Below are 21,439 nucleotides of genomic sequence, written 5' to 3' on the forward strand. Positions count from 1 at the left end.
GTCAGCCAACCTTCTGCTTCTGCTGCTGGGCCCTGCGCTTGGCCAGTTCGGCCTTGCCCCACTTCACCCAGTGCACGATGGGGCGCTTGGCCGGGCACACGTAGGTGCAACAGCCGCACTCGAAGCAATCCAGGATGTCCACGGCCCCCATGAGGTCGAAGTTGCGTGCCTCGCACGCGATGCTGATTTCGTTGGGCATCAGGCCCATCGGGCAGGCGTCCACGCACCGGCCGCAACTGATACAGGCCCGCCAGTCGGCCGCCTCGGCCTGCCGGAGTACCAGGATGCCCGAGGTGCCTTTGATCACCGGCACGTCGAGCGAGCTCTGGGCGATCCCCATCATCGGCCCGCCCGAGATGATCTTGCGCGCGCCGCTCCGCAGGCCCGAGGCCTCGAGCAGCGTTCGGAACGGGGTGCCCAGACGCACGACGTAGTTGGCCGGGCGCTCCACGCCGTCGCCGGTCACCGTCACGGCGCGCTCGAGGAGCGGCTTGCCGAAGCGGACCGCCTCGCGCACGGCATAGGCGGTGGCGACGTTCTGCACCACGACGCCGACGTCGAGCGGCAGGCCGCCGGCCGGCACCTTGCGCCCCGTGAGCGCGTAGATGAGCTGCTTCTCGGCTCCCTGCGGGTACTTGACCTTGCAGACCTCCACGCGCACGCCCGTGCCGTCCGCCGCCTTGCGCAGCAGCTCGGCCGCATCGGGCTTATTGGCCTCGACGCCGATCCACACGTCCTTCACGTCCATCGTCTTCGCCAGGAGCAGAAGGCCCTCGACCAGCTCGGCGGGCCTCTCCAGCATCAGGCGATAGTCGCACGTCAGATACGGCTCGCATTCGGCCGCGTTCAGGATGAGCGTGTCAATCTTCTTCTCGGGCGGCGGGCTGATCTTCACGTGGGTGGGGAAGGCGGCGCCGCCCATCCCCACGATGCCGGCCTCCTGGATGCGCGTCTTGATCGCCGCGGCGTCGAGGGACGATGGATCGGTCTCGGCCGGCAGGCCGTCGGCCCAGGCATCCTGCCCGTCGTTGTCTATCACCACGCAGGGCGCGCTCGGGCTCAGCGGCGTCGGGCGCGGCTCGATGGCCGCCACCTTGCCCGAGACGGAGGCGTGAACCGGCGCCGAGACGAATCGCCGCGGGTTCGTGGGGTCCGGCTGCCCGATCACCTGTCCCTTGCGGACGGCGTCCCCCTTCTTGACGGTGGGCACGCACGGGACGCCCAGGTGCTGGCTCATGGGCAGCACCACCTGGGCGGGTGGCGGCAGCGGGTGAAGGGGTTTGTCTTTCGCCAGTTCCTTGCGGTCGTGCGGGTGGATGCCCCCGCTGAACGTCCTCATGGGGTCTCCATCTCTTGAGACCGGCCCCCGGGAATCACGTCCGCAGCGCCCGGCGGATCTGGCGCACCGCCTGGCGGATGCGGTTCTCATTCTCCACCAGCGCGATGCGCAGGAAGCCTTCGCCCGCCTCGCCAAAGCCGCGGCCGGGGGCGACGGCGACTTCCGCGTCGCGCATCAGTTTCAGGGCGAACTCCACCGAGCCCATCGCGCGGTGCGGCTCGGGGATGGGCGCCCAGACGAACATCGTGGCCTTGGGCGGCGTGATGGCCCAGCCGCTCCGATTGAGGCCCTCGCACAGCACGTCCCGCCGCCGCTGGTAGACCAGGGCCTGCTCGCGCGCGGCCTCGCCCCCGTGGCGGAACGCGATGATGGCCGCAATCTGAATCGCCTGGAACATGCCGTAGTCGTAATAGCCCTTGATCTTGGCCAGGGCGCGCACCATTTCGGGATGCCCGGCGCAGAAGCCGATGCGCCAGCCGGCCATGCTGTACTGCTTCGACATCGTGGTGAATTCCACCGCCACGCCCTTCGCCCCCTTCACCTGGAGGATGCTGGGGGCCTTGTAGCCGTCGAACGTGGTCTCGGCGTAGGCCAGGTCGCTGATCAGCAGCACGCCGAACCGCCTGGCGACCTGCACCACCTCCTCGTAGAACCCCAGCTCCACGCACATCGTGGAGGGGTTGTTCGGGAAGTTCAGCACCATCACCTTGGGCCGCGGGTAGATGTGCTCGAGCGCCCAGACCATCTGGCGCAGGAACTCGCTCTGGTCGGGGTTCTGCGGAATGGTGATGACGTTGGCGCCCGCGAGGGCCACGGCGTACACGTGGATGGGGTACGACGGGCTGGGCACCAGGGCCGTATCGCCCGGGCCCAGGAGGGCCAGGCACAGGTGCGAGAAGCCCTCCTTCGAGCCGATCGTCGCGATCACTTCCTTCTCGGGGTCGAGGTCCACCCCCCAGAGCTTCTGGTAATGGATGGCGGCCTCGCGGCGCAGGTTGTAGATGCCCGTGGAGACCGAGTAGCGGTGATTGCGCGGGTCCTGGGCCGCCTCGCACAGCTTCTCGATGATCGCGGGGGACGGCGGGTCGTTGGGGTTGCCCATCGCCAGATCAATCACGTCGGCCCCGGCGCGCCGGAGCTGGTATTTCATCGCGTTGATCCGGCCGAACAGGTACGGCGGCAGCCGCAGGAGGCGGCTGGACACCGGGATGCTGTAGCTGTCGGTCGCGTCTATGTGAACCGTCGCCGCCTGGTCCAGGACCTCGGCGGCACGGCTCCGTCCTGGTGACTTGCCCATACGCACTGTGATCCGTCGCGGACGCGGGAATCTCGACACGGAATGTCGGGATTATAGCACAGTGCCCGTGAGCGGTCAAACGCTTTCGCGCTCAGATGAACAGGTTCACGCCCGCGGCCTCGGCGCGGTCGAGATACATCGCCACGCCCCCCTCCTCCACCCCCTCGATCAGCTCGTCCCGCTTGATGCCCATCAGGTCCATGGACATCGCGCACGCGACGAATCGCACGCCGGCCTGGCGGGCGCTCTCGATCAGTTGGGGCAGCGACGCGACGTTCTTCTTGCGCATGATGCCTTTGATCATCGCGGTGCCCATGCCGCCCATGTTCATCTTCGACAGCGTGAGCTTGCCCGCGCCGCGCGGCATCATCCAGCCGAACATCCGTTCGATCACGCTCTTCTTCACCTTCACGGGCTCGGGCTTCCGCAGCACGTTGAGGCCCCAGAATGTGAAGAACATGGTCACCTTGCTCCCCATAGCCGCGGCGCCATTCGCGATGATGAACGAGGCGGTCGCCCGGTCGAAGTCGTCGCTGAACACGATGATCGTCTTCTCCTTCGCGGCCCCCGCGGGCGCCGCCTGCGCGGCCAGGCGCGTATCGCGCTTCAGCACCGTCGCCCGCGACGTGCCGTTCCACCGCTGGACGCCGACCAGTTCGTGGCCCGTGCTGTGGCACCAGGCGCTCACGTCGGCCGCGAAGGCGGGGTCGCTGGCATCAATCGCCAGGGCCTGGCCAGCGCGCAGCTCCGCCAGCTCGGCCTTGAGCCGCATGATCGGGCCCGGGCACTGGAGGCCGGTCGCGTCCACGATCTTCACCGGCTCTGCGGGGGCGGACACAGCGTAGGCGGGCGTCGAGACTTCAGCGCCTGTGTCGGTCGTCATTTCCTTCTTCTCCTTCAGAGGCTTGTGGGCGGCGCCGGTGGCCGCCAGATAGGTCTTGTAGCCGCCGGTCAAGTTCCGACAGGCGAATCCTCGCTGCTGGAGGATGCGACAGGCCACATAACCACGGAGCCCCACTTGGCAGAAGACGAGGAGCTCCTTGTCGCGGGGCAGTTCGCCGAGGCGCTCGCGCAGTTCGTCCAGAGGAATGTGCACCGCGCCGGGGATCGTGCCCAAGGCCGCCTCGTCGGGCGTGCGCACGTCGAGGAGCTGTTGCTTGTCCGTGGGCGCGAGCACGTCGTCCACGTGGCACAGCCTCACGTCGCCGCGCAGCGCGTTGGCCGCCACGAAGCCGGCGTAGTTCACAGGGTCCTTGGCCGATCCGTAGGGCGGCGCATACGCAAGTTCAAGCTCTTCGAGATCGTACACGGTCATTCCCGCCCGGATGGCCACGGCCAGGACGTCAATCCGCTTGTCCACGCCCTTCGTGCCCACGGCCTGCGCGCCGAGCACCTTGCCGTCGCGCGGGTCGAAGAGCAGCTTTAGGGTCAACGGGCCTGCGCCCGGGTAGTAACTGGCGTGGCTTGCGGGGTGGACATAGACCTTCTCGTAGGGCGCGCCGCTGCGCCGGAGCGCCTTCTCGCTCAGGCCGGTCATCGCGATGGTCTGCGAGAACACCTTGCAGATGGCCGTGCCCTGGGTCTTCCTGTAGACGCTCGAGCGCCCGAACACGTTGTCGGCCGCGACGCGGCCCTGCCGGTTGGCTGGTCCCGCCAGGGGGATGGACATGCGCTGTCCGTTGACGAAGTGCGTCACCTCCACAGCGTCGCCCACCGCGTAGATTCGCGGGTCGCTCGTGCGCATCCCCTCGTCCACCACGATGGCGCCCTTGGGGCTCACAAGCAGGCCTGCCTCGCGGGCCAGCTTCGATTCTGGGCGCACGCCGATGGCCAGGATGGCAAGGTCACACGTCAACGTATCCCCAGTGCTCAACTGCACATGGAGCCTTCCGCTCTCCTCACGAAAGCCTGTCACCGACACGCCCAAGCGCAGCTCCACTCCGTTCGCCCTGAGTTCGGCGTGCAGGGGAGCGGCCATTTCGGGGTCGGCCGGCCCCATCACCTGGTTCTCGAGTTCCACCAGCGTGACTTCGAGGCCACGCTCTCGAAGGGCCTCGGTCATCTCGAGGCCGATGTAGCCGCCCCCCACAACCACGGCGCGCTCGGCCCTCGCGTTCGCCACTGCCTTCTTGATGCGGTCCATGTCTTCAAGGCTCCGCAGCGTATAGACATGTGGCGACTCGATGCCTGGGATTGCTGGCCGGACCGGCTCGGCGCCAGGGCTCAGGATCAGCGCATCATAGGGCTGCGCGAACTCCTTGCCAGAGGCCAGGTCCCGCACCGTCACCTCACGGCGTTCGCGGTCGATCTTCACCGCCTCGCAGCGCGTGCGGACGTTCACCCTGTAGCGCCGATGCATGCCCTCGGGTGTCTGGACCAGCAGGCGGTTGCGGTCGGCGATCGCCCCGCCGATGTGGTACGGTAAACCGCAGTTGGCAAAGGAGATATGTTCGCCGCGTTCGAGCATCGTGATTTCGGCGTCCTCGCTCAGGCGTCGCGCCCGCGCCGCCGCCGAGGCCCCCCCTGCCACGCCGCCCACGATCACCAGCCGCTTCCGATTGTCCATTGCGTGCTCCGTCTTGCTTTGTAGGGCCGTGAGGTCGGGAGGTCTTGCCTCCTGCTCACATGGACCCGCCAGCCACACGGAGGTTACACCGCCGCCTCACACTCAAGGCTCATCAGGGCCTGGCGCGCTCGACCAGACAGCGGCTGGGAGCGCGGGAGCGGTGCTTCGGCGCCGGGGATGGCGCCACGTAACAATTGGCGCTGCAATGCGTTACGCTCCCACAGCCTTCCCAGTCGCTTGCTGGCTCACCCCGCAGGTGATCGAACATGGCCGGGGCCGCGAGAACCGCCCATTCTCGCCCATCTACCCATGCTGAATCACTTCCCACCTCATAGGGTTGATACAGCATGGCCGGGCTGCGCCCGCCAGCCACTCGGCACAGCCCTCCGCGTCCAACCCCAACCTCCCGCGGGCTCGCAACCCGCGGGAGGTTCCCGCTCGGAAGAGAAGAGGCCGCGGAGCGGCCAAGAGCCCCGTCCCCACGCAGAGCGTAGGGACGAGGAGGAGAGCAGAGCGTAGGGACGAGGGAGGCCGCAGCGGTAGCCTCCCTCCCGAAGGTTCCAATGCGCTCGGGAGTGTAAGCCCCCCAGCGCTCGCCCCTCCTGTTACCCTCCCGAAGGCAGTGGAACCTTCGGGACGGAGGTCTCTCGAATTGCACCAGAGCATCGCCGCCGATGCCGCCATCCCTGGCGCCACCGCGGTGGCCACCTACCGCGCCGGCCCGCCGGGGGGCGGCCCCGCGCCCCGCTTCTCCTGCCACTTGCGGCGCAGGGTGGAATGCAGCCTCTCGCGGAACAGGATAGGAATCTCCACCACACCCTCATCCTTATACAGGCGGATCGTGTTCCGTATCGTGTCCACCACCACCTTGCACGGGTCGCAGTCCCTGAGGTGCTCCTCGAATGCCGAGCAGAACGAGGGGTCCACGTCGCCATCCACGTAGTCATTGAGCATCTTGAGCAGGTCTTTGCAGGTCATCGCGTTCGCCCCCTCGCAGGGTTCTCGTAGAGTCGGAGGAGTTCCTCCGCCGCCGTCGCATGGTCGGTGCCGCTGTGGTCGGGCGCCAGGCGGCGGGCTGGGTCGCCGAAGGCTTGCGTGAGGGCCTCGCGAAGCGCCAGCCGTGCCCGGAGCAGGCGCACCTTCACGTTGGCCTCGCTGATGCCCAGGGCCTCCGCGGCTTCGCGGACGCTCAGCCCCTCGACATCCCGCAGCACGAAGACCAGCCGGTGCCTCTCGGGCAGGGCCTCGATGGCCTCGTCGAGAATGCGCTTGAGGTCGCGCTGCGCCACCAGCTTCGCGGGGTCGCCACGCCACTCGGCGATGTAGTCGGGGTGGCGGATCTCGCCCGTCTCCGTCTCGCGCCCGCCGTCCAGCGGCACCGTGGAGAGCCCCTTGCGCTTGCGCAGCGCCTTGAGCGCCGTGTTCACCGCCACGCGGGTGATCCAGGTCGCAAACGCCGCCTCCTCGCGGAAACCCTCCAGGTGCTCGAGGGCGTTCAGGAACACCGTCTGCGTCGCGTCCTCGGCGTCCTGCCGCTGCCGCAGGATGTTCATCGCAATCGAGTACACCCGCCCCTCGTGCCGGCTCACGAGCTCCTCGAACGCCGCGAAATCGCCCCCCTTCGCCCGCGCGACGAGCGCGGCGTCGTCAGCCACCGCAGGGGCGTGCGTGTCTTGGCTCATGGCGCCAGCGTCACCTCGCCGAACCGGTCGGGCTCATGCACGTTGGACTCAGGACTCCACACGTAGACCTGCCGCCCGCCCTTGACCGAGATGACGCGGACGACGTTGAACCGGAGGACGTCGCCCGGCTTCGCGCCGCCGGGGACGAGCATGGCCAGGGGGAACGCCAGGCGCGTGGTCCAGCGATCGGGGGCCGTGGTGTCGCTCTTGACCACCACGCCGCTGTCCCACTTGCCCGCGTCCTCGCCGTGGACCAGGGCCTCGAAGGCGCCCGTCGGGCCGACGCCAAGCTGCCGGTACGGCCGCTTGGGCTTTCGGGCGACGAAGATCTCCCAGTCGTCGCCCGCCCACACCACGCCGTCGGCCACGAGCGTCCTGGGGTCAATCGCCTCTTCGAGCTGCACGTAGAGGTGCGAGCCGTCGTGGGCGAGGCGGCCTTCGAGCTTGCGGTCGGCGGCTCCGCCCTCGCGCTTGGTGAAGCCCGTGAGCACAGCGGCCTGGGCCCAGTCTATCTTCGAGGCGTCGCCCGCGGCATCGGGCACGCGCGGCACCGAGGCCCGGCCCACCTCGGCCCGGGCCCGCGCGAGGAACTTCTCCCGCCCCTGAACCATGTAGTCCCACACCTCCCTCTCGAAGAGGGCGACGCGCTGCTGCTCGGCCTCGGTGGCCGCGGCCTGTTTCGCGGCGCTCATCAACGCGGCGAAGCGCGCCATGCGCTCCTCGGTGCCCAGGTATTCCCAGGCGGCCTGCTTCGTCTGGTGCCCGAAGAAGCCGGCGGGGTAATTGGCCGGGTTCGAGTACGTCTCCTCGATGGCCAGATAGAGCTGCTTCATCGGGCCTGCGGCGGCGCCGTAGTAGCCCCGGAAGTAATCCTCGAGCAACGCGTCCACGTTCTGCGTCGGGTCGTCGAGCAGCTTGCAGGTGACGTAGTTCTCGACGTCCTGCCCCCAGCCGTTGAAGAAGGCGCCCCGCACGCCGTAGCGGTGGTAGAGCTTGAACCAGCGGCCGATGCCGTGGGCGAAGAAGCCCGGGAAGCAGTGCCACTGGCCGTTCGTCGCCACCTCCTGGGGGAAGCAGTAGTAGAGCCACAGGTAGATCGGGCGGTTCCTCTCCCTCGTGGCCCAGGCCTTGAGGATCTCGAGGTCGTTGTCCTGAATGGCCGTGTCGTGGATGTTGCGGATGTGCAGGCAGAGCTGGACCGCGATGTTGGGCTCCAGCCGCAGCCAGCGCGGGTAGCAGGCGTATTGGGCATAGGCCAGGGTGGCGAGGAACTTGTCGGGGTACGACGCCCGGATGGCCCTGGCCACCTTGTTGGCGAAGCCGAAGATGTACTCGCTCGCGTAGCCGTTCGAGAAGAAGCGGTTCTTCGCCGCCTCGTTCAGCTCGGCCTGGCAGACGTCGCACTTGCACCAGCTTCCGTTGTCCATGGGCACCAGGGCGAAGAAGTCGCCGAAGGCCACGGCGTCGGCCTTCTTGCCCTTGCCGCCGAAGTAGTCGCAGGCGTCCTGGATCACCTGCTCGATGAAGGCATCGTTCGTGTAGCACATCTGGGGCGGCCGGCCCTCGTAGCCCTTGGCGAAGAACTCGGGCCTCCGCTCGACGAAGAGCTCGGCCTGCTTGGGGTCCGCCGCCTTCTCCCAGAAGCGCGTGTAGTAGCCGTAGAACGAATGGTTGGCCTGGTACTTCTGGCCGCCGAGCCGCATGCGGTGCAGGAAGAGCCGATTCATGCTGCGCTTGGCGTGGATGTACTCCCAGCGGTTGGGAAACCGCTTGCGCAGCTCGGGGTAGCCGAGCTGGTCAATCTCGTCGAGCTGAGGCGCCGTGTCGGGCCACAGGCTGCTGACCCTGTTGTAGACCTCGCTCATGCCCATCGGCCAGCCGATGTCGCGGTAGGCGAAGGCGGGGGCGCGCCGCACGTCGCGGCCGAAGACCGCCAGCGTGGCGGTGCGAGGCGCCACCGTGCCGAACTCCGTGGGCGAGTACCAGCGCACGCCGCAGAAGCGCTCGAGGAAGTCGTAGACCGCGTAGAGCGTGCCCTGCTCGTCGAAGAGGTCGGGCCAGGTCTGGAAGCGGAACGGGTCCGCCTCGTCGTAGGTCACGGGGCCGCGTTCCTGCTTGTCGCGCCCCATCAGCACGAGCGTGCGCGGCAGGAAGCGGATCACGTATTCCTGCGCCCCCAGCCTCTCGCCCGTGAGGCCGAGGGCCGCCGTGGCGGCGCTCTCGCCGACCAGAATGCGATCGAGCCCAGGCTCGACCTGCGCGTCGTCCGTGACGATGGGCGGGACGGCGTCCGTGATTCGGTGGACGTGCCGCTGGAGTTCCATCGCGGCCAGTTTGGCCACCTTGGTGGCGTCCCTGGCGATCACGATCGCCGCGTTGGCCTGGCCGTTCACGGCCACCAGCACCACGTGTCGCCCTCGCCCGCCCAGGCCCGCGCAGCCCGCAAGGGCGAGCAGGCCGCACAATGCGATGCAGAACCACCCTCGGCTCATCGTGTGCTCCGATTCCCGCTGTGGCAGACCGCTCCCGTGCGACGCCGGCACTCCATCCGGCCGCGCTCGATTACATCATAGCCTGCCCGAGATCAATGTCAATCCGCCGCCGAATGCCGCCGCAGGCCTACCGCCGCCGAGGAGTCCACTCCGGGTCAACCAGCAGCCGCGTGCCGGCGATGTCGCGCCAGTCGTACAGCTTGAAGTTCTGGTTCCCGCCCCGATTGCTGCCGTCCTGCGCGATGAGGAAGCCGGCGGGGAACTGCTCCGACGTGGGGCGATTGGTCACGGCGATGCCGTCGGTGTCGCTCACATCGTCAATCCGCCCCTCCTTCGGGTCAATGGTGAGCACATAGCGGTTGTCGCCCTCGCGCGTGTAGACGAGGAAGGTGTTGCTCCCCTGGCTGGAGGCGATGAGATAGCCCTTGCCGCCCGCAGCGCCGTAGAGCGTCAGGCCCTCGATGTCGGCGGCGAGGCCGTGCTCACCGACCTTGGCGATGCAGACGCCGCGCGTGCCGCCCTCCGGCTCGGCGGCGAACCTCCAGATGCCCACATTCTCCTCGCCCACGTAGAGGAAGCCCAGTTCGTCGTCGGCCACACAGCCCTCGGCGATGGACGACAGCTTCATCTCGCGGACCGTGGCGGCCTTGACCGTGCCGTCCCCCGCGTCCTGAAGCTCGTGCTGCTCGATGCGGCCCGACGCGTCCACGACGAAGAAGAACGCCTTGCCGGTTTTCGCGCTGCGGTAGGTGCAGAGGCCGTAGGGCGTTCCGCCGCCGAACACGGGCAGCGTGCCGCCGGCCGTGGCGTCGGCCAGCGCGCAGGTCTCGGCGTCTATCCGCCACACCTTCACGCCGGGGGACTTCGATGCCCGCGTGGAGGCCACGGCCAGGTCCACCACGCGGCCGCCGAGTGGGAAGCCGTAGAGCACATCCACATTGTTCGGACGGCAGCCGTCCGACACCCGTTGGCGTTCCTTGCCGTCCATTCCATAGACGTGCAGGGCGCCCTGCTTATCGGTGCCCAGGATCAGGCTCCTGGCGGGCTCGGTCGGGTGGAGCCAGATGGCCGGGTCGTCGGCCGCATCGCCCTTGTGGGGCATCGGGTCCGTCGCCAGCTTCGCCTCGGGCCGGACAATGTCCGCCTCACCGGCCAGACCCGGCCGCGAAGCTACGCCGAGGCCGACCCACACAGCCAAGATGACCGATGCGAGAGGAATGCCGGTTGCTCGCATGCTGACAGACTCCTCCAGCGGGATTCGCCGCCCTCAAGAGTGCTGATGCTTGAGGTCCGTGGAGTTGTGGAGTTCGACCGCGCGCAGGGCGGCCGGGCGGTCGGATTCGGTGATCTCGATGAGGACCTTGCGGGCGGCGACCAGCGGGAAGCGGACGATGGCCTTGTGGCCGATGTTGCGGCCCTCGTGCAGGGTGGTCGGCTTGCCGCCGTGGCTCGACTGGAAACGCACGGCGAAACGACGCACCGCTTCGCCCTGAGCCAGGTCCTCCTGAACCACAACGTGGTCCACGTAGAAGGGCTCCTTGGCGGAGTACTCCCAGCCCGTGGCGGTGACGGCGCCGTCGGCGAGGGCGGCGATCGGGCGCCCGAAGCGGCGGCGGAGCTCGGCGCCAAACTCCAGCAGGCGGGCGCGGTCGGCGTCGGGCAGCAGGCCGCGGCGGTCGGGGCCGATGTTGATGAGGAGATTCGCTCCGCGGCCGACGGAGAGGTAGTAGAGGCCCATCAGCTCCTCGAGCGGCTTGACGGTGTGCTCGTCGGACTCCTCGTAGAACCAGTTGCTCCAGCGCATCATGCAGTCGCACTCGGCGGGCAGCCAGAGGGGCCGCGACGCCTTCGCCGCGTCTGCGATCATCACGGGCACCTGGCGCGCGTCCACGGTGTTCCAGTTGGGCAGGTCGGCCACGCCGCTCTCGTTGCCCACCCAGCGGAAATCGGGGTCGCCCATGTTGAAGATGAGGAGGTTCGGCTGCATGCGCCGGATCTCGCGCACGATCCGCGGCCAGTCGTAGGTGTGGCCTTCGGAGCCACAGCCGTCGAACCACAGGATGTCAATCGTCCCGTAGCCCGTGAGCAGCTCGCTGATCTGGTTCAGGAAGTGCTCGTCGTAGGCCGCGGCGTCCTTGAACTTCGGGTTGCCCCATTCCGCGGGCGAGTAGTAGTAGCCGATCCTCAGCCCGTGGCGGCGGCAGGCGTCCGTGAACTCGCGCACCACGTCTCCCCTCCCCTCCTTCCAGGGCGTCTGGCCCACACTGTAGCTGGAGAACCGCGACGGCCAGTTGGCGAAGCCATCGTGATGCTTGCACACGAGCACGGCGTACCGCATGCCCGCGCGTTTGGCCGAGGCGATCCAGTGGTCGCAGTTGAGCCCGGCGGGGCGGAACGCCTCGGGCGGCATGGGCCTGCCGTCCCAGTCGCGATGGCCCTCATAAAACGTCCGGATGCCGAAGTGGAAGAAGATGCCCATCTCCCAGTCCTGGAACTCGAGTTGGCGGGGAGATGGGAGCGCGGAGGACAGATGCAGAGGGCCAGCGCACATTCCCGTCTTCCTAACAGAGGCCGCGGCAGAGAGAGCTCCCCAAGCCGCGGCCATGCTCGGCGACTGACTACTCCGGCCGCGAAACCGCTTGCATCCTTCCGTGTAGCGACAAGCGTCTCGCTTGTCGAAAACCACCGCAAGCGGGACGCTTGCGGCTACGCCTGCCACCGCAAGCGGGGCGCGTGCGGCTACGCGCAAGGCCGTGGCCGACGCCGCGTGCTTCCCGCCACGGCAGACTGATTCGCGGCCCGAGTAGGAATCCTATCGAATCGGACGCTGAGAGGCAAGCGGGGTTTGGGTGTGGGCCGGAATTGTAGGCAGGGTGGTTCTCTCTGGAGCCTGAAGGGCTCGCATGGGATAGCCCAGGGCAACGCCCTGGGTTCAGCGGGCTCCACGGGTCCACCCCTGAAGGGGCGAGATAGAAGCTCTCGATTCCGCCCTTTCAGGGCTGCCACGGGGCGGTCTGGTTCCCAGGGCGTTGCCCTGGGCTATCCCATTTCGCTCCTTCGGAGCTCCCGCAGCCACCTGCAACTCCGGCCCACACCGGCGGGGTTTCGCCTGTTTGACTTTTCCCGGAGTCGCCTCTATACTCAAAGGATATGCGTTTTTCGGCGAAGGAGCGAAGCAGACCGTGGATACCAAGACGTGTTATGTTGGCCTCGTCGGCTTTGGCACCGTGGGCGCCGGGGTGGCCAAGATCCTCCTCAACGACGCGGCCAAGCTGCGGGCCAAGACCGGCATCCAGATCGTCCTCAAGCGCATCTGCGACATTGACCTCACGAGCGACCGCGGCGTGCGCGTGCCGGACGGCGTGCTGACGGCCGACCTCGGTTCGATTCTCAACGACCCCGACATCGAGGTCGTGATCGAACTGGTCGGCGGCACCACGGTGGCCAAGGAGATCACCCTCCGCGCCCTCGCCGCCGGCAAGCGGGTGGTCACCGCCAACAAGGCGCTCCTCGCCGAGCACGGGCGCGAGCTGTTCCGTGCCGCGCGCGAACGCGGGGTCTCGATCTCCTTCGAGGCCAGCGTGGGCGGCGGCATCCCCGTCATCGCCGCGTTGCGCGACGGGCTGATCGCCAACGATATCGAGTCGATCATCGGCATCGTTAACGGCACGTGCAACTACATCCTCACCCGCATGAGCCTGGCGGGCGCCACCTACGAGCAGGCCCTGGCCGAGGCCCAGAGCCACGGCTATGCCGAGAAGGACCCGCGCCTCGACGTCGAGGGGATCGACTCCGCCCACAAGCTGGCCATCCTGGCCGCCCTCGGCTTCGCCGCCGACTTCCACTACCACGAGATCCACGTCGAGGGCATCACCCGCCTCGAGCCGATTGACATCGCCTACGCTGCCGAATTCGGCTACGCCCTCAAGCTGCTGGCCATCGGCAAGCGCGTCAATGGGGAGCTGGAGCTGCGCGTCCACCCCACGCTGCTGCCGGTCGAGCACCCGCTGGCCGCGGTGCACGACGTCTTCAACGGCATCTTCGTGCGCGGCAACGCCGTGGGCGACACGATGTTCTACGGCCGCGGCGCCGGCCAGATGCCCACGGCCAGCGCCATTGTGTCGGATATCGTGGACATTCTCCTCGGCAAGGCCAAGCACACGTTCGAGCGCTTGCGCCTCTTCCCCGGCCGCAGCGGCAGCCTGCGCGTCCGCTCCATCGAGGAGAGCGTGTCGCGCTACTACCTCCGCTTCGCCGCGGTGGACCGTCCCGGCGTGCTGGCCAAGATTGCCGGCGAATTCGGCCGGCACGACATCAGCATCGCCTCGCTGCTCCAGAAGGAGCGCCATGCCACCCAGGCCGTGCCCCTCATCATCATGACCCATCAGGCCCGCGAGGCCAACCTGCGCCGCGCGCTGGCCGCCATCGAGCCGCAGGGCATTGTCGAGGGCAACCCGGTCGTCATCCGGGTCGAAGGTGAACATGGATGATGCGCAGCCTCAAGCCAGCGCTCCGGCACCCGGCGACGCTCTGCTGGCGCAGATTCCGCCCGAGCTGCGTCTCACGCGCCCCCTCCAGCTCCCCCCGCCCCTGGCCGAGTCGGAGCTCAACGCCCGCCTGATTGACCTGGCCTCGCCCAACACGCACCTCGACGAGGCGATCTGCTTCCTCGGCGGCGGCGCCTGGGACCACTACGTGCCTGCCATCGTGGACGCCTTGGCGGACGGCCTGCGGCTCTGCCTCGTGGCGCCGGACTCGCCCCAACCGCTCCTCCAGGCGGTGTTCGAGTTGCAGACGCTCTTCGCCGCTCTCGCGGGCCAGGAGATGGCGGCGCCGTTCGCCGACGGCCCGGCGGCCCTCGCCGAGGCCATCCGCGCCGCGGCCCGAGCCACGGGCCGCACCGAAGCGGTCGTCACGCGCTCCACGAACCCGCGCTATCGCGCCATCCTCCGCTCGTGCCTCGCACCGCTTGCCGTCCAGGAGGCCGGCTACCACGGCGGCGTCACCCGCCCCAGCGACGCGGAGCGCCTGCTCACCGAGCGCACGGCCTGCCTCGTGGTGGAGCAGCCCAACTACTTCGGCTGCTTCGAGGACCTGCCCGCCCTGGCAACGGCGGCCCGCCGATGCGGAGCGCTTCTGGTGGCCAAGGTGGACCCCATTGCCCTCGGCATCCTGGCCCCCCCGAGCGCCGACATCGTGGTGGCCGACGCCCAGCCGCTCGGCTCGCGCCCGTGGTGCGGCAGCGAGGCCCTCGGGCTCCTCGCCTGCCGCGCCGGCCTCGCCCCAGCCCTCGGCGGATGGCGCGTCGAGCGCACGCCCGACGCATTCCGCCTCCTGGGCAGGCTGGGCCGAGGCCTGCGGGCCGACCGCCTGCTGCGCCCGCTCGTCTACCTGGCAACCTGCGGAGCCGAGGGCATCGCTCGGGCAGCCCTGCTCTCGATGACCATGGCCCACGCGCTTCAACGCAGCATCACCGCCATCGAGAGCTTCGCGCTCCGCTTCCGCGCCCCGTTCTTCAAGGAGTTCGCCGTCGAATGCCACGCGGACCCCCGCGATGTAGCCGAGGCGCTCCTCGAGAGCAACCTCCTGGGCGCCTTGCCCCTCCAGGGCGACTACCCCGAGATGGAGCACTGCGCGCTCTTCGCGGCCACCGAGCGGCGGACCCCCGCCGAGATTGACCTGCTGCGCCACGCCCTCGAGTTGATGGGCGACCTGGGCGGCGAATCGGGCTTCTCTCTGGATTCCGACGATGTCTAGCCGATTGATCACCGACCTCCCGCCGCGAGCGCCCGCCGCGCGCCTCTTCCCCGAGCCGCCCGAAGCGGCCATCGCGTGCGTGGAGCAGATGCCCGCCGAACTGCGCCGCACGAGCGCGCCGCCCTTGCCGGCGCTCGATGAGACCGCCCTGCGGCAGCATCTCAGCGCCCTGGCCGCCGTGCCCCAGCCCACATGGCCCGGGGCGGCGGCCGCCGTCCGCGCAGCCGCGCTCCCCGGCCTGAGCGCGCTCCACCCGCTGCAACCGCCGCCCACCTGTCAGGGCGCGCTCGAGATCCTCCACGAGGTGGCCCGCGCACTCGCCGCTCTCACCGGCCTCGACCGCTTCAGCCTCCAGCCCGCCTGCCTGGAGGACGCCGAGCGCGCCGCGGTGCGCCTCGCCCAGGCATCCGCCGCGCGCACCCAGCCGCACAGGAACCAGGTGCTGGCGCCCGCCGGCAGCCCGGCGCTGAGCCAGGCACGCGACCTGGGCCTTGTGCCCCGGCCGCTCGGCCGCCTGCCGAGCGGCGACCTCGACACCGAGGCCCTGGCCGCGGCCGCCGGGCCCGCCACGCTGCTCGTCGTGGCGAGCTGGCTCACGCCCGCCGGCGCCTTCGACCGCGCGCTGGCCGCCGCGGGACACGTCGCTCACGCTCACGGGGCGCTGTTCGGCGTGGACGCCACAGGGCTGGCGCAACTGGCGGGGCACACGCGTCTTCGCGAGGCCGAGGCCGACCTCGGCTGGCTCAGCCTCGGCGAACTGGCCCCCGCGGCCACCAGCGCCGCGCTGGGCGTGCGCGCCGCCCTCACCGAATGCCTCCCAACCCCGCTCGTCGGCAAGGAACGCCGCGGCTACGGCCTCGACAGCGAGTTGCACAACACCATCGGGCCATTGTCCTTCGGCCCCGCGCGCCTGGCCGACGCTCTGCTGGCCTACGTGGCCCTGCGCACCCTCGGCGCCGAGGGCCTCCGCCGCCGCGCCGAGGCCCCGGCACACAACCGGCAATGAGTGACACCGCCTTGCCCCCTCCCGGAGAACCACAGAGATGAGAGTCGTCGTCAGCGACCCCCTGTCGCCGGAAGGCATCGCCATCCTGAAGCAGGCGGGCCACGAGGTCATCGAGGTGGCCCCCACCCCTCCCGAGCCGCTGCGCGAGGCCCTGGCCGAGGCCGACGCGCTGCTCGTGCGCAGCGGCACGAAGGTCACCGCCGAGCTCCTCGAGGCCGCGCCTCGTCTCAAGGTGATCGGCCGAGCCGGCGCCGGGGTGGACAACGTGGACCTGGACGCAGCCACCCGCCGCGGCATCGTGGTGATGAACACACCGGGGGGCAACACCGTCGCCGCCTGCGAGCTCACGATGGCCATGATGCTGGCGCTGGCCCGCCGCCTGCCCCAATTGAGCGCGCGCGTGAAGGCCGGCGAATGGCCCAAGAAGGGCGCCATGGGCACCGAGCTCCAGGGCAAGCGCCTCGGCATCATCGGCCTCGGGCGCATCGGCTCCGAGGTGGCGCGCCGCGCCCTCGCCTTCGGCATGGAGGTGGTGGCGCACGACCCCTTCGTGAGCGAAGAGCGCGCCCGCAGCCTCGAGGTCCGCCTCGTCTCCCTCGACGAGCTCCTGGCCACCAGCGACGTCATCACCGTGCACGCGCCGCGCACCGGCGACACCAGCCGCCTGCTGGACGCGGCGGCCTTCGCCCGCATGAAGAAGGGCGTGCTGCTCATCAACTGCGCCCGGGGCGGCATCATCGCGGAGGCCGATCTCGCCGAGGCCCTGCGCTCGGGCCAAGTGGGCGGCTGCGCCCTCGACGTCTTCGACAAGGAGCCGCCGGGCGACTCGCCCCTCCTGGCCTTCGACCAGGTGATCGCCACGCCGCACGTCGGCGCCACCACCCGCGAGGCGCAGGCCAGCGTGGCGACCCAGATCGCCCACCAGGTGGCGGCATTCCTCAGAGGCGAGGCGCCACGGAACGCCGTGAACGTGCCCTGCTTCGAGCCCGAACTGCTGGAGACGCTCGGCCCCTACGTGGACCTCGCCGGCCGCCTCGGCAGCCTCGTGGTGCAACTGGCCGAGGGCGGCATCAACCGCCTCACCGTCACCTATCGCGGCGAGATGAACGACCACGACGTCCGCCCCCTCACCACGGCCCTCCTCAAGGGCCTCCTGCGCCGCGCGGTGCCTACCGTCAACGACGTGAATGCCCCCGTGATCGCCACCGAGCGCGGCATCAAGGTGGACGTGGTGAAGTCGGGAGCGCTCGAGGATTTCGCCAACCTGATCTCGGTGGACGCCTGGGCAGGCGACCGCGCCACCTCGGTGGCCGGCTCGCTCCTCGCACGCCACACCCCTCGGATCGTGCGGATTGACAACTACCGGGTGGACGCCGCCCCTGCCGGCCATCTCCTCGTCACGCGCAACCACGACCGGCCGGGCGTGATCGCCCACGTGAGCAGCGTGCTCGCGCACCGCAACGTGAACATCGCCGACATGACCTGCGGACGCGACTACCCGGGAGGCACCTCGATGCTGGTCATCAGCATTGACAGCCCGCTGAGCGCCGAGATCCTGCGTGAGATCGAGGCTTCGCCCCTCATCCTGCGCGCTCAGCTCGTGTCGTTGTGAGCCGCCGGCTACGGCGCGTGGTACGGCAGCCCGAACGTCTCGGCCACGGCCCGGTTGGTCACCTTGCCGCACACCAGGTTCAGGGCAGCACGGATGGCCGGGCTGTCGCTCGCGGCGCGCTCGTAGCCCTTCTCGGCCAGCGTCAGCAGATACGGCAGCGTGGCGTGGGTGAGGGCGTAGGTGGAGGTGCGCCCGACGGCCCCCGGCATGTTGGTGACCCCGTAGTGCACCACCCCGTGCTTGATCCGGATGGGGTCCCTGTGAGTGGTGGGCTCCGTGGTCGCCACGCAGCCGCCCTGGTCCACCGACACGTCCACGATGACCGCCCCCGGCTGCATCGTGCGCACCATGGCCTCCGTGACGATCACGGGCGCCTTGGCGCCCTCGACCAGCACCGCGCCAATCACGAGGTCCGCCTCGCGCACCTTCTCGCGCAGCGTGTGCGCATCGGAGTACACCGTGGTCACGTTGGCCGGCAGAATGTCATCCAGGTAGCGGAGACGCTCGAGATCAATATCGGCCACGGTCACCTGCGCGCCCAGGCCCGCCGCCACCTTGGCCGCGTTGGTGCCCACGGTGCCGCCGCCGACGATCAGCACGTGAGCCGGCTCCACCCCGGGCACCCCCCCGAGCAGAATGCCCCGCCCCATCATCGGCTTCTCGAGGTACTTGGCCCCTTCCTGAATGGACATTTTGCCCGCGATCTCGCTCATGGGGGTGAGCAGCGGGTGGCGGCCGTCGGGGGTGTGGAGCGTCTCATAGGCGATGGCCACGATGCCCGAGCCCAGCAGGGCCTCGGTGAGCTCGCGCGAGGCGGCGAAGTGGAAGTAGCCGAACACCGCCTGCCCCCGCCGCAGCAGGCCGTACTCCTGCGGCAGCGGCTCCTTGACCTTCACCACGAGGTCGGCCTGCGCGTAGACGGCCGCCGCGCCGTCGGCAATCTCGGCGCCGTGCTCGGCGTACAGCCCATCGTCCACCCCGCTGCCCTCGCCGGCGCCGCGCTGCACGACCACGCGGTGCCCCTTCCGCCGCAGCTCCTCGGCGCCCACGGGCAGCAGGGCCACGCGATACTCGTCCGGCTTGATCTCCTTCGGCACACCGATGGTCACGGAGTTCCTCCTCAGCGGGTGGTTCGGGCCTCCACGGGCCGCCGGATTATAGCGTGCGGGCGCCCGCCGATCAACCTGGTTGACAAAGGCCCGCGCCTTTGCTAGATTCTTGCGCAAGCCCGACCCTCACGCCCGGGCGCGAGAAGGCCATGAAGGAACAGCAGGAGTGGTCCCGGCTCGCCTGGCACGGCATCGCGTTCGACGTGCCCGACGACTGGTGCCCCGGCAGCGTCGAGGGCGACTATGCGAACGGCTACCTGCGGGTCGAGGACGAGGCCAGCGTTCGCCTGGAGCTTCGCTGGGAGACTCCCCGGCGAGGCGCGCCCAGCGCTTCGGACCTCGTGGACAGCTACCTGAAGCAGACCCGCAAGAAGCTGCCGCGCGGCGCGCCGGAGCCGAGGGTGGACAGGGGCCGCGCGATCCGGGAGCTGGCCGGCCTCGACCACGAGGCGTTCACCTGGCGCGGCGGCTTTCGCGCGCACAGCGTGCTGCTCGTGGCGCCCGGCGCCGCTCGCGTGGTGCACGCGCGTGTCTTCTTCGAGGAGGGGAATGAAGAGAAGGCTCTGGCCCGCCGCATCTTCGGCAGCCTGCGGGTGGGGCCGCACGACGGACTCGAGGAGTGGTCGGTGTTTGGCCTGAGCTTTCGAATGCCCCAGGAGTGGCGCCTGGAGCACAGCTCGTTGCGGACGGGCTGCCTCCAGCTCGTGTTCCAGGCCGGCGGCGACCAGCTCGAGGTGGCGCGCCAGAGCCTGGCGGAGTTCACGCTTCGCAAAGCGGCCCTCGCCCAGTGGCTCGAGGGCTTCTTCGCCAAGGCGTGGAGCACCTATCGCCTGTCGAGCGAACCGGCGGAGTACCGGGGGCACCCGGCGGCGCGCTGCACCGGCGTTCAGAGCCTGCGGGCGCGCCCCCTGGCGGCCCTGCGCCGGCGGCGTCACGCCACGGCTCTGGCGTGGCACTGCCCCCAGGCCGACAAGCTCTTCGCCCTGCGGTGCGATAGCACGACGCCTGACGACCCGCGGGTGGCGGCCTGCGCCGCCACGATTGTGTGCCACTGACTCGCAGGAAAGGGCTGCGTGCTGAATTGGGCCTTCTGGCGTCGCCAACAGCCGCTCTCGCGCGAGCAGTCGCTCGCCTCGGTGCCGGTGCGCAACGCCGCCATCGAGGAGGAACGCACGGACGAAGGCGAGGTGCGGCTGGTGATCCCGTTGCGCGCCCCGCGCTGGGCGTGGCCCCTGTCGCGCCTGTTCTACGTGCCCAAGACCCGGCGCGTGGTGCTCGATGAGATCGGCGCCTATGTGTGGAGCCTGTGCGACGGGGAACGCAGCGTCCGCGAGATCATCCAGGCCCTCTCGCGGCGATACAAGCTCCACCGCAAGGAGGCCGAAGTTTCGGTGGTGGCCTACCTGCGGCAATTGGCCCGCAGGGGCCTCCTTGGCATCGCCGTGCGGAGGACCGACGCGAAGCCCGACGCACAGGAACGGTGACGGCTTCCAGCCGAGCCGGAGACCCACGGATGAATGAAGCGAGAGCGCCGCGGAACACCCAGTCGCGCATCGGCAAGCAGGTCATGCTCCCCTGGAGCAAGGCCATCGAGATCGCGCTCAAGAGCATCAAGGTGCGCTTCTGGCGCTCCATGATCACCATGAGCAGCATCATCCTCGCCATCGCCTTCCTGATGTCCATCTGGACCTCCACGGCCATCACCGCCGCGCTGCACCTGGGCCCGCAGCGTGAGATTGACGGCATCAAGGCCCGCCTGGCCACCGTGCGCGAGGCCCTCGCCGGCGCGGCGGGCGCCCTCGATAGGGCCGCGGTCGAGCAGCGCTTCGCGCGCGACCTGGCGGCCGCCCGCGGACGCAAGCAGGACGCCATTCGCGAGAAGCAGCGGGCGCTCAAGTCGGCCACCAGCGATGAGGCGAAGAAGCTCAACGCCGAGATCGAGGCCCTTCAGGCCGCACTCGCCCCGGAGAAGGCTCTCGAGCTCTTGCGCGACTACCTGGGCGACCTGCGACAGGAGACCGAGGCCGTCAAGGGCCGCCTCGACCCCATCCTCCTCCAGGAACGCGGCGCCCAGGCCGGGGAGGCTGCCGAAGGCGCGACGCCGACGCCCCAGGCCGCCTCAGGCCGCGCCCAGGCGACCGCCGGCGGCATCGCCAACTTCCTCCGCTACATGTCGCCCACCGACAAGTGGCTCGCGGTGCTCGCCCTGCTCGTGTGCTTCGTGGGGATCGTGAATGCCATGTTCATGACCGTGCAGGAGCGCTTCCGCGAGATCGGCACGATGAAGTGCCTGGGCGCGCTCGACGCCTTCATCGTGAAGATCTTCCTCATCGAGTCGGCCCTCCTCGGCTTCATCGGCACGCTCTTCGGCATCGCGGTCGGCCTCGTCTTGTCCACCATCCGCCAGACGCTCGTCTACGGCTGGCCCGTCTTCGAGTACTTCCCCCCGGGGTCCATTCTCACGGCGGTGGCGATGGCGGCCATCGTGGGCCTGTTCCTATCGGTCCTCGCGGCGATCTTCCCGGCCCGAAGGGCCGCCCGCATGGAGCCCGTGGCTGCCATGCGTATCGAGGAGTAAC

16 protein-coding genes are annotated in these 21,439 nt (G+C 69.4%); 7 read left to right on the top strand and 9 right to left on the bottom strand.

The window, feature by feature from the left end:
- Position 1: 1 nt before the first annotated feature.
- The 8 genes from rsxC to PLE19_09610 form a co-directional block, all read right to left on the bottom strand.
- Positions 2–1,339, bottom strand: coding sequence for an electron transport complex subunit RsxC (rsxC, locus tag PLE19_09575; protein ID HPD15189.1), 1,338 nt, complete (start codon positions 1,337–1,339; stop codon positions 2–4).
- 34 nt (positions 1,340–1,373) lie between these two features.
- A complete protein-coding gene (locus PLE19_09580) occupies positions 1,374–2,636 on the bottom strand; it encodes an aminotransferase class I/II-fold pyridoxal phosphate-dependent enzyme (GenBank protein ID HPD15190.1) in 1,263 nt (420 codons plus the stop codon).
- Between the two features lie 91 nt (positions 2,637–2,727).
- A complete protein-coding gene (locus PLE19_09585; GenBank protein ID HPD15191.1) occupies positions 2,728–5,202 on the bottom strand; it encodes an FAD-dependent oxidoreductase in 2,475 nt (824 codons plus the stop codon).
- A 708-nt stretch (positions 5,203–5,910) separates the two neighbouring features.
- Entirely contained in the window at positions 5,911–6,180 is a 270-nt protein-coding gene (locus PLE19_09590; GenBank protein ID HPD15192.1) for a zf-HC2 domain-containing protein, read from the bottom strand.
- Entirely contained in the window at positions 6,177–6,884 is a 708-nt protein-coding gene (locus PLE19_09595) for a sigma-70 family RNA polymerase sigma factor (GenBank protein ID HPD15193.1), read from the bottom strand. Before PLE19_09595 ends, PLE19_09590 begins: the two co-directional genes overlap by 4 nt.
- Positions 6,881–9,376, bottom strand: coding sequence for a DUF4838 domain-containing protein (locus PLE19_09600; protein ID HPD15194.1), 2,496 nt, complete (start codon positions 9,374–9,376; stop codon positions 6,881–6,883). The genes PLE19_09595 and PLE19_09600 overlap by 4 nt, the downstream gene beginning before the upstream one ends.
- A 127-nt stretch (positions 9,377–9,503) precedes the next feature.
- Positions 9,504–10,610 carry a phytase gene (locus PLE19_09605; protein ID HPD15195.1) on the bottom strand — a complete coding sequence of 369 codons (1,107 nt, stop codon included), beginning with the start codon at positions 10,608–10,610 and terminating at the stop codon, positions 9,504–9,506.
- Positions 10,611–10,643: 33 nt separating this feature from the next.
- Entirely contained in the window at positions 10,644–11,927 is a 1,284-nt protein-coding gene (locus tag PLE19_09610) for an alpha-L-fucosidase (protein ID HPD15196.1), read from the bottom strand.
- 631 nt (positions 11,928–12,558) lie between these two features.
- On the opposite strand from PLE19_09610, the gene PLE19_09615 reads away from it, so the two are divergent.
- The 4 genes from PLE19_09615 to serA are packed head-to-tail and all read left to right on the top strand — an operon-like array spanning position 12,559 to position 17,751.
- Positions 12,559–13,866: a homoserine dehydrogenase gene (locus PLE19_09615; protein ID HPD15197.1), complete on the top strand. Its 1,308-nt coding sequence runs from the start codon at positions 12,559–12,561 to the stop codon at positions 13,864–13,866.
- Positions 13,859–15,133 (top strand): hypothetical protein, encoded by a 1,275-nt coding sequence (locus PLE19_09620; GenBank protein HPD15198.1) that lies wholly within the window; start codon positions 13,859–13,861, stop codon positions 15,131–15,133. The genes PLE19_09615 and PLE19_09620 overlap by 8 nt, the downstream gene beginning before the upstream one ends.
- Positions 15,126–16,139, top strand: coding sequence for a hypothetical protein (locus PLE19_09625; protein HPD15199.1), 1,014 nt, complete (start codon positions 15,126–15,128; stop codon positions 16,137–16,139). Before PLE19_09620 ends, PLE19_09625 begins: the two co-directional genes overlap by 8 nt.
- Positions 16,140–16,176: 37 nt before the next feature.
- Positions 16,177–17,751, top strand: coding sequence for a phosphoglycerate dehydrogenase (serA, locus tag PLE19_09630; GenBank protein HPD15200.1), 1,575 nt, complete (start codon positions 16,177–16,179; stop codon positions 17,749–17,751).
- Positions 17,752–17,759: 8 nt separating this feature from the next.
- On the opposite strand, the gene ald is transcribed toward serA, so the two are convergent.
- On the bottom strand, positions 17,760–18,860 hold the full coding sequence (gene ald / locus PLE19_09635) for an alanine dehydrogenase (protein ID HPD15201.1): 1,101 nt from the start codon (positions 18,858–18,860) through the stop codon (positions 17,760–17,762).
- Between the two features lie 149 nt (positions 18,861–19,009).
- On the opposite strand from ald, the gene PLE19_09640 reads away from it, so the two are divergent.
- The 3 genes from PLE19_09640 to PLE19_09650 are packed head-to-tail and all read left to right on the top strand — an operon-like array spanning position 19,010 to position 21,438.
- Positions 19,010–19,915 (top strand): hypothetical protein, encoded by a 906-nt coding sequence (locus tag PLE19_09640; GenBank protein HPD15202.1) that lies wholly within the window; start codon positions 19,010–19,012, stop codon positions 19,913–19,915.
- Between the two features lie 18 nt (positions 19,916–19,933).
- Positions 19,934–20,344 (top strand): PqqD family protein, encoded by a 411-nt coding sequence (locus tag PLE19_09645; GenBank protein ID HPD15203.1) that lies wholly within the window; start codon positions 19,934–19,936, stop codon positions 20,342–20,344.
- A gap of 29 nt (positions 20,345–20,373) precedes the next feature.
- The gene (locus tag PLE19_09650) at positions 20,374–21,438 is read left to right on the top strand and encodes an FtsX-like permease family protein (protein ID HPD15204.1); all 1,065 of its coding nucleotides are present in this window, start codon (positions 20,374–20,376) and stop codon (positions 21,436–21,438) included.
- The last annotated feature ends 1 nt before the right edge of the window (position 21,439 follow it).

The organism is Planctomycetota bacterium, from assembly GCA_035384565.1.
Classification (GTDB): domain Bacteria; phylum Planctomycetota; class PUPC01; order DSUN01; family DSUN01; genus DAOOIT01.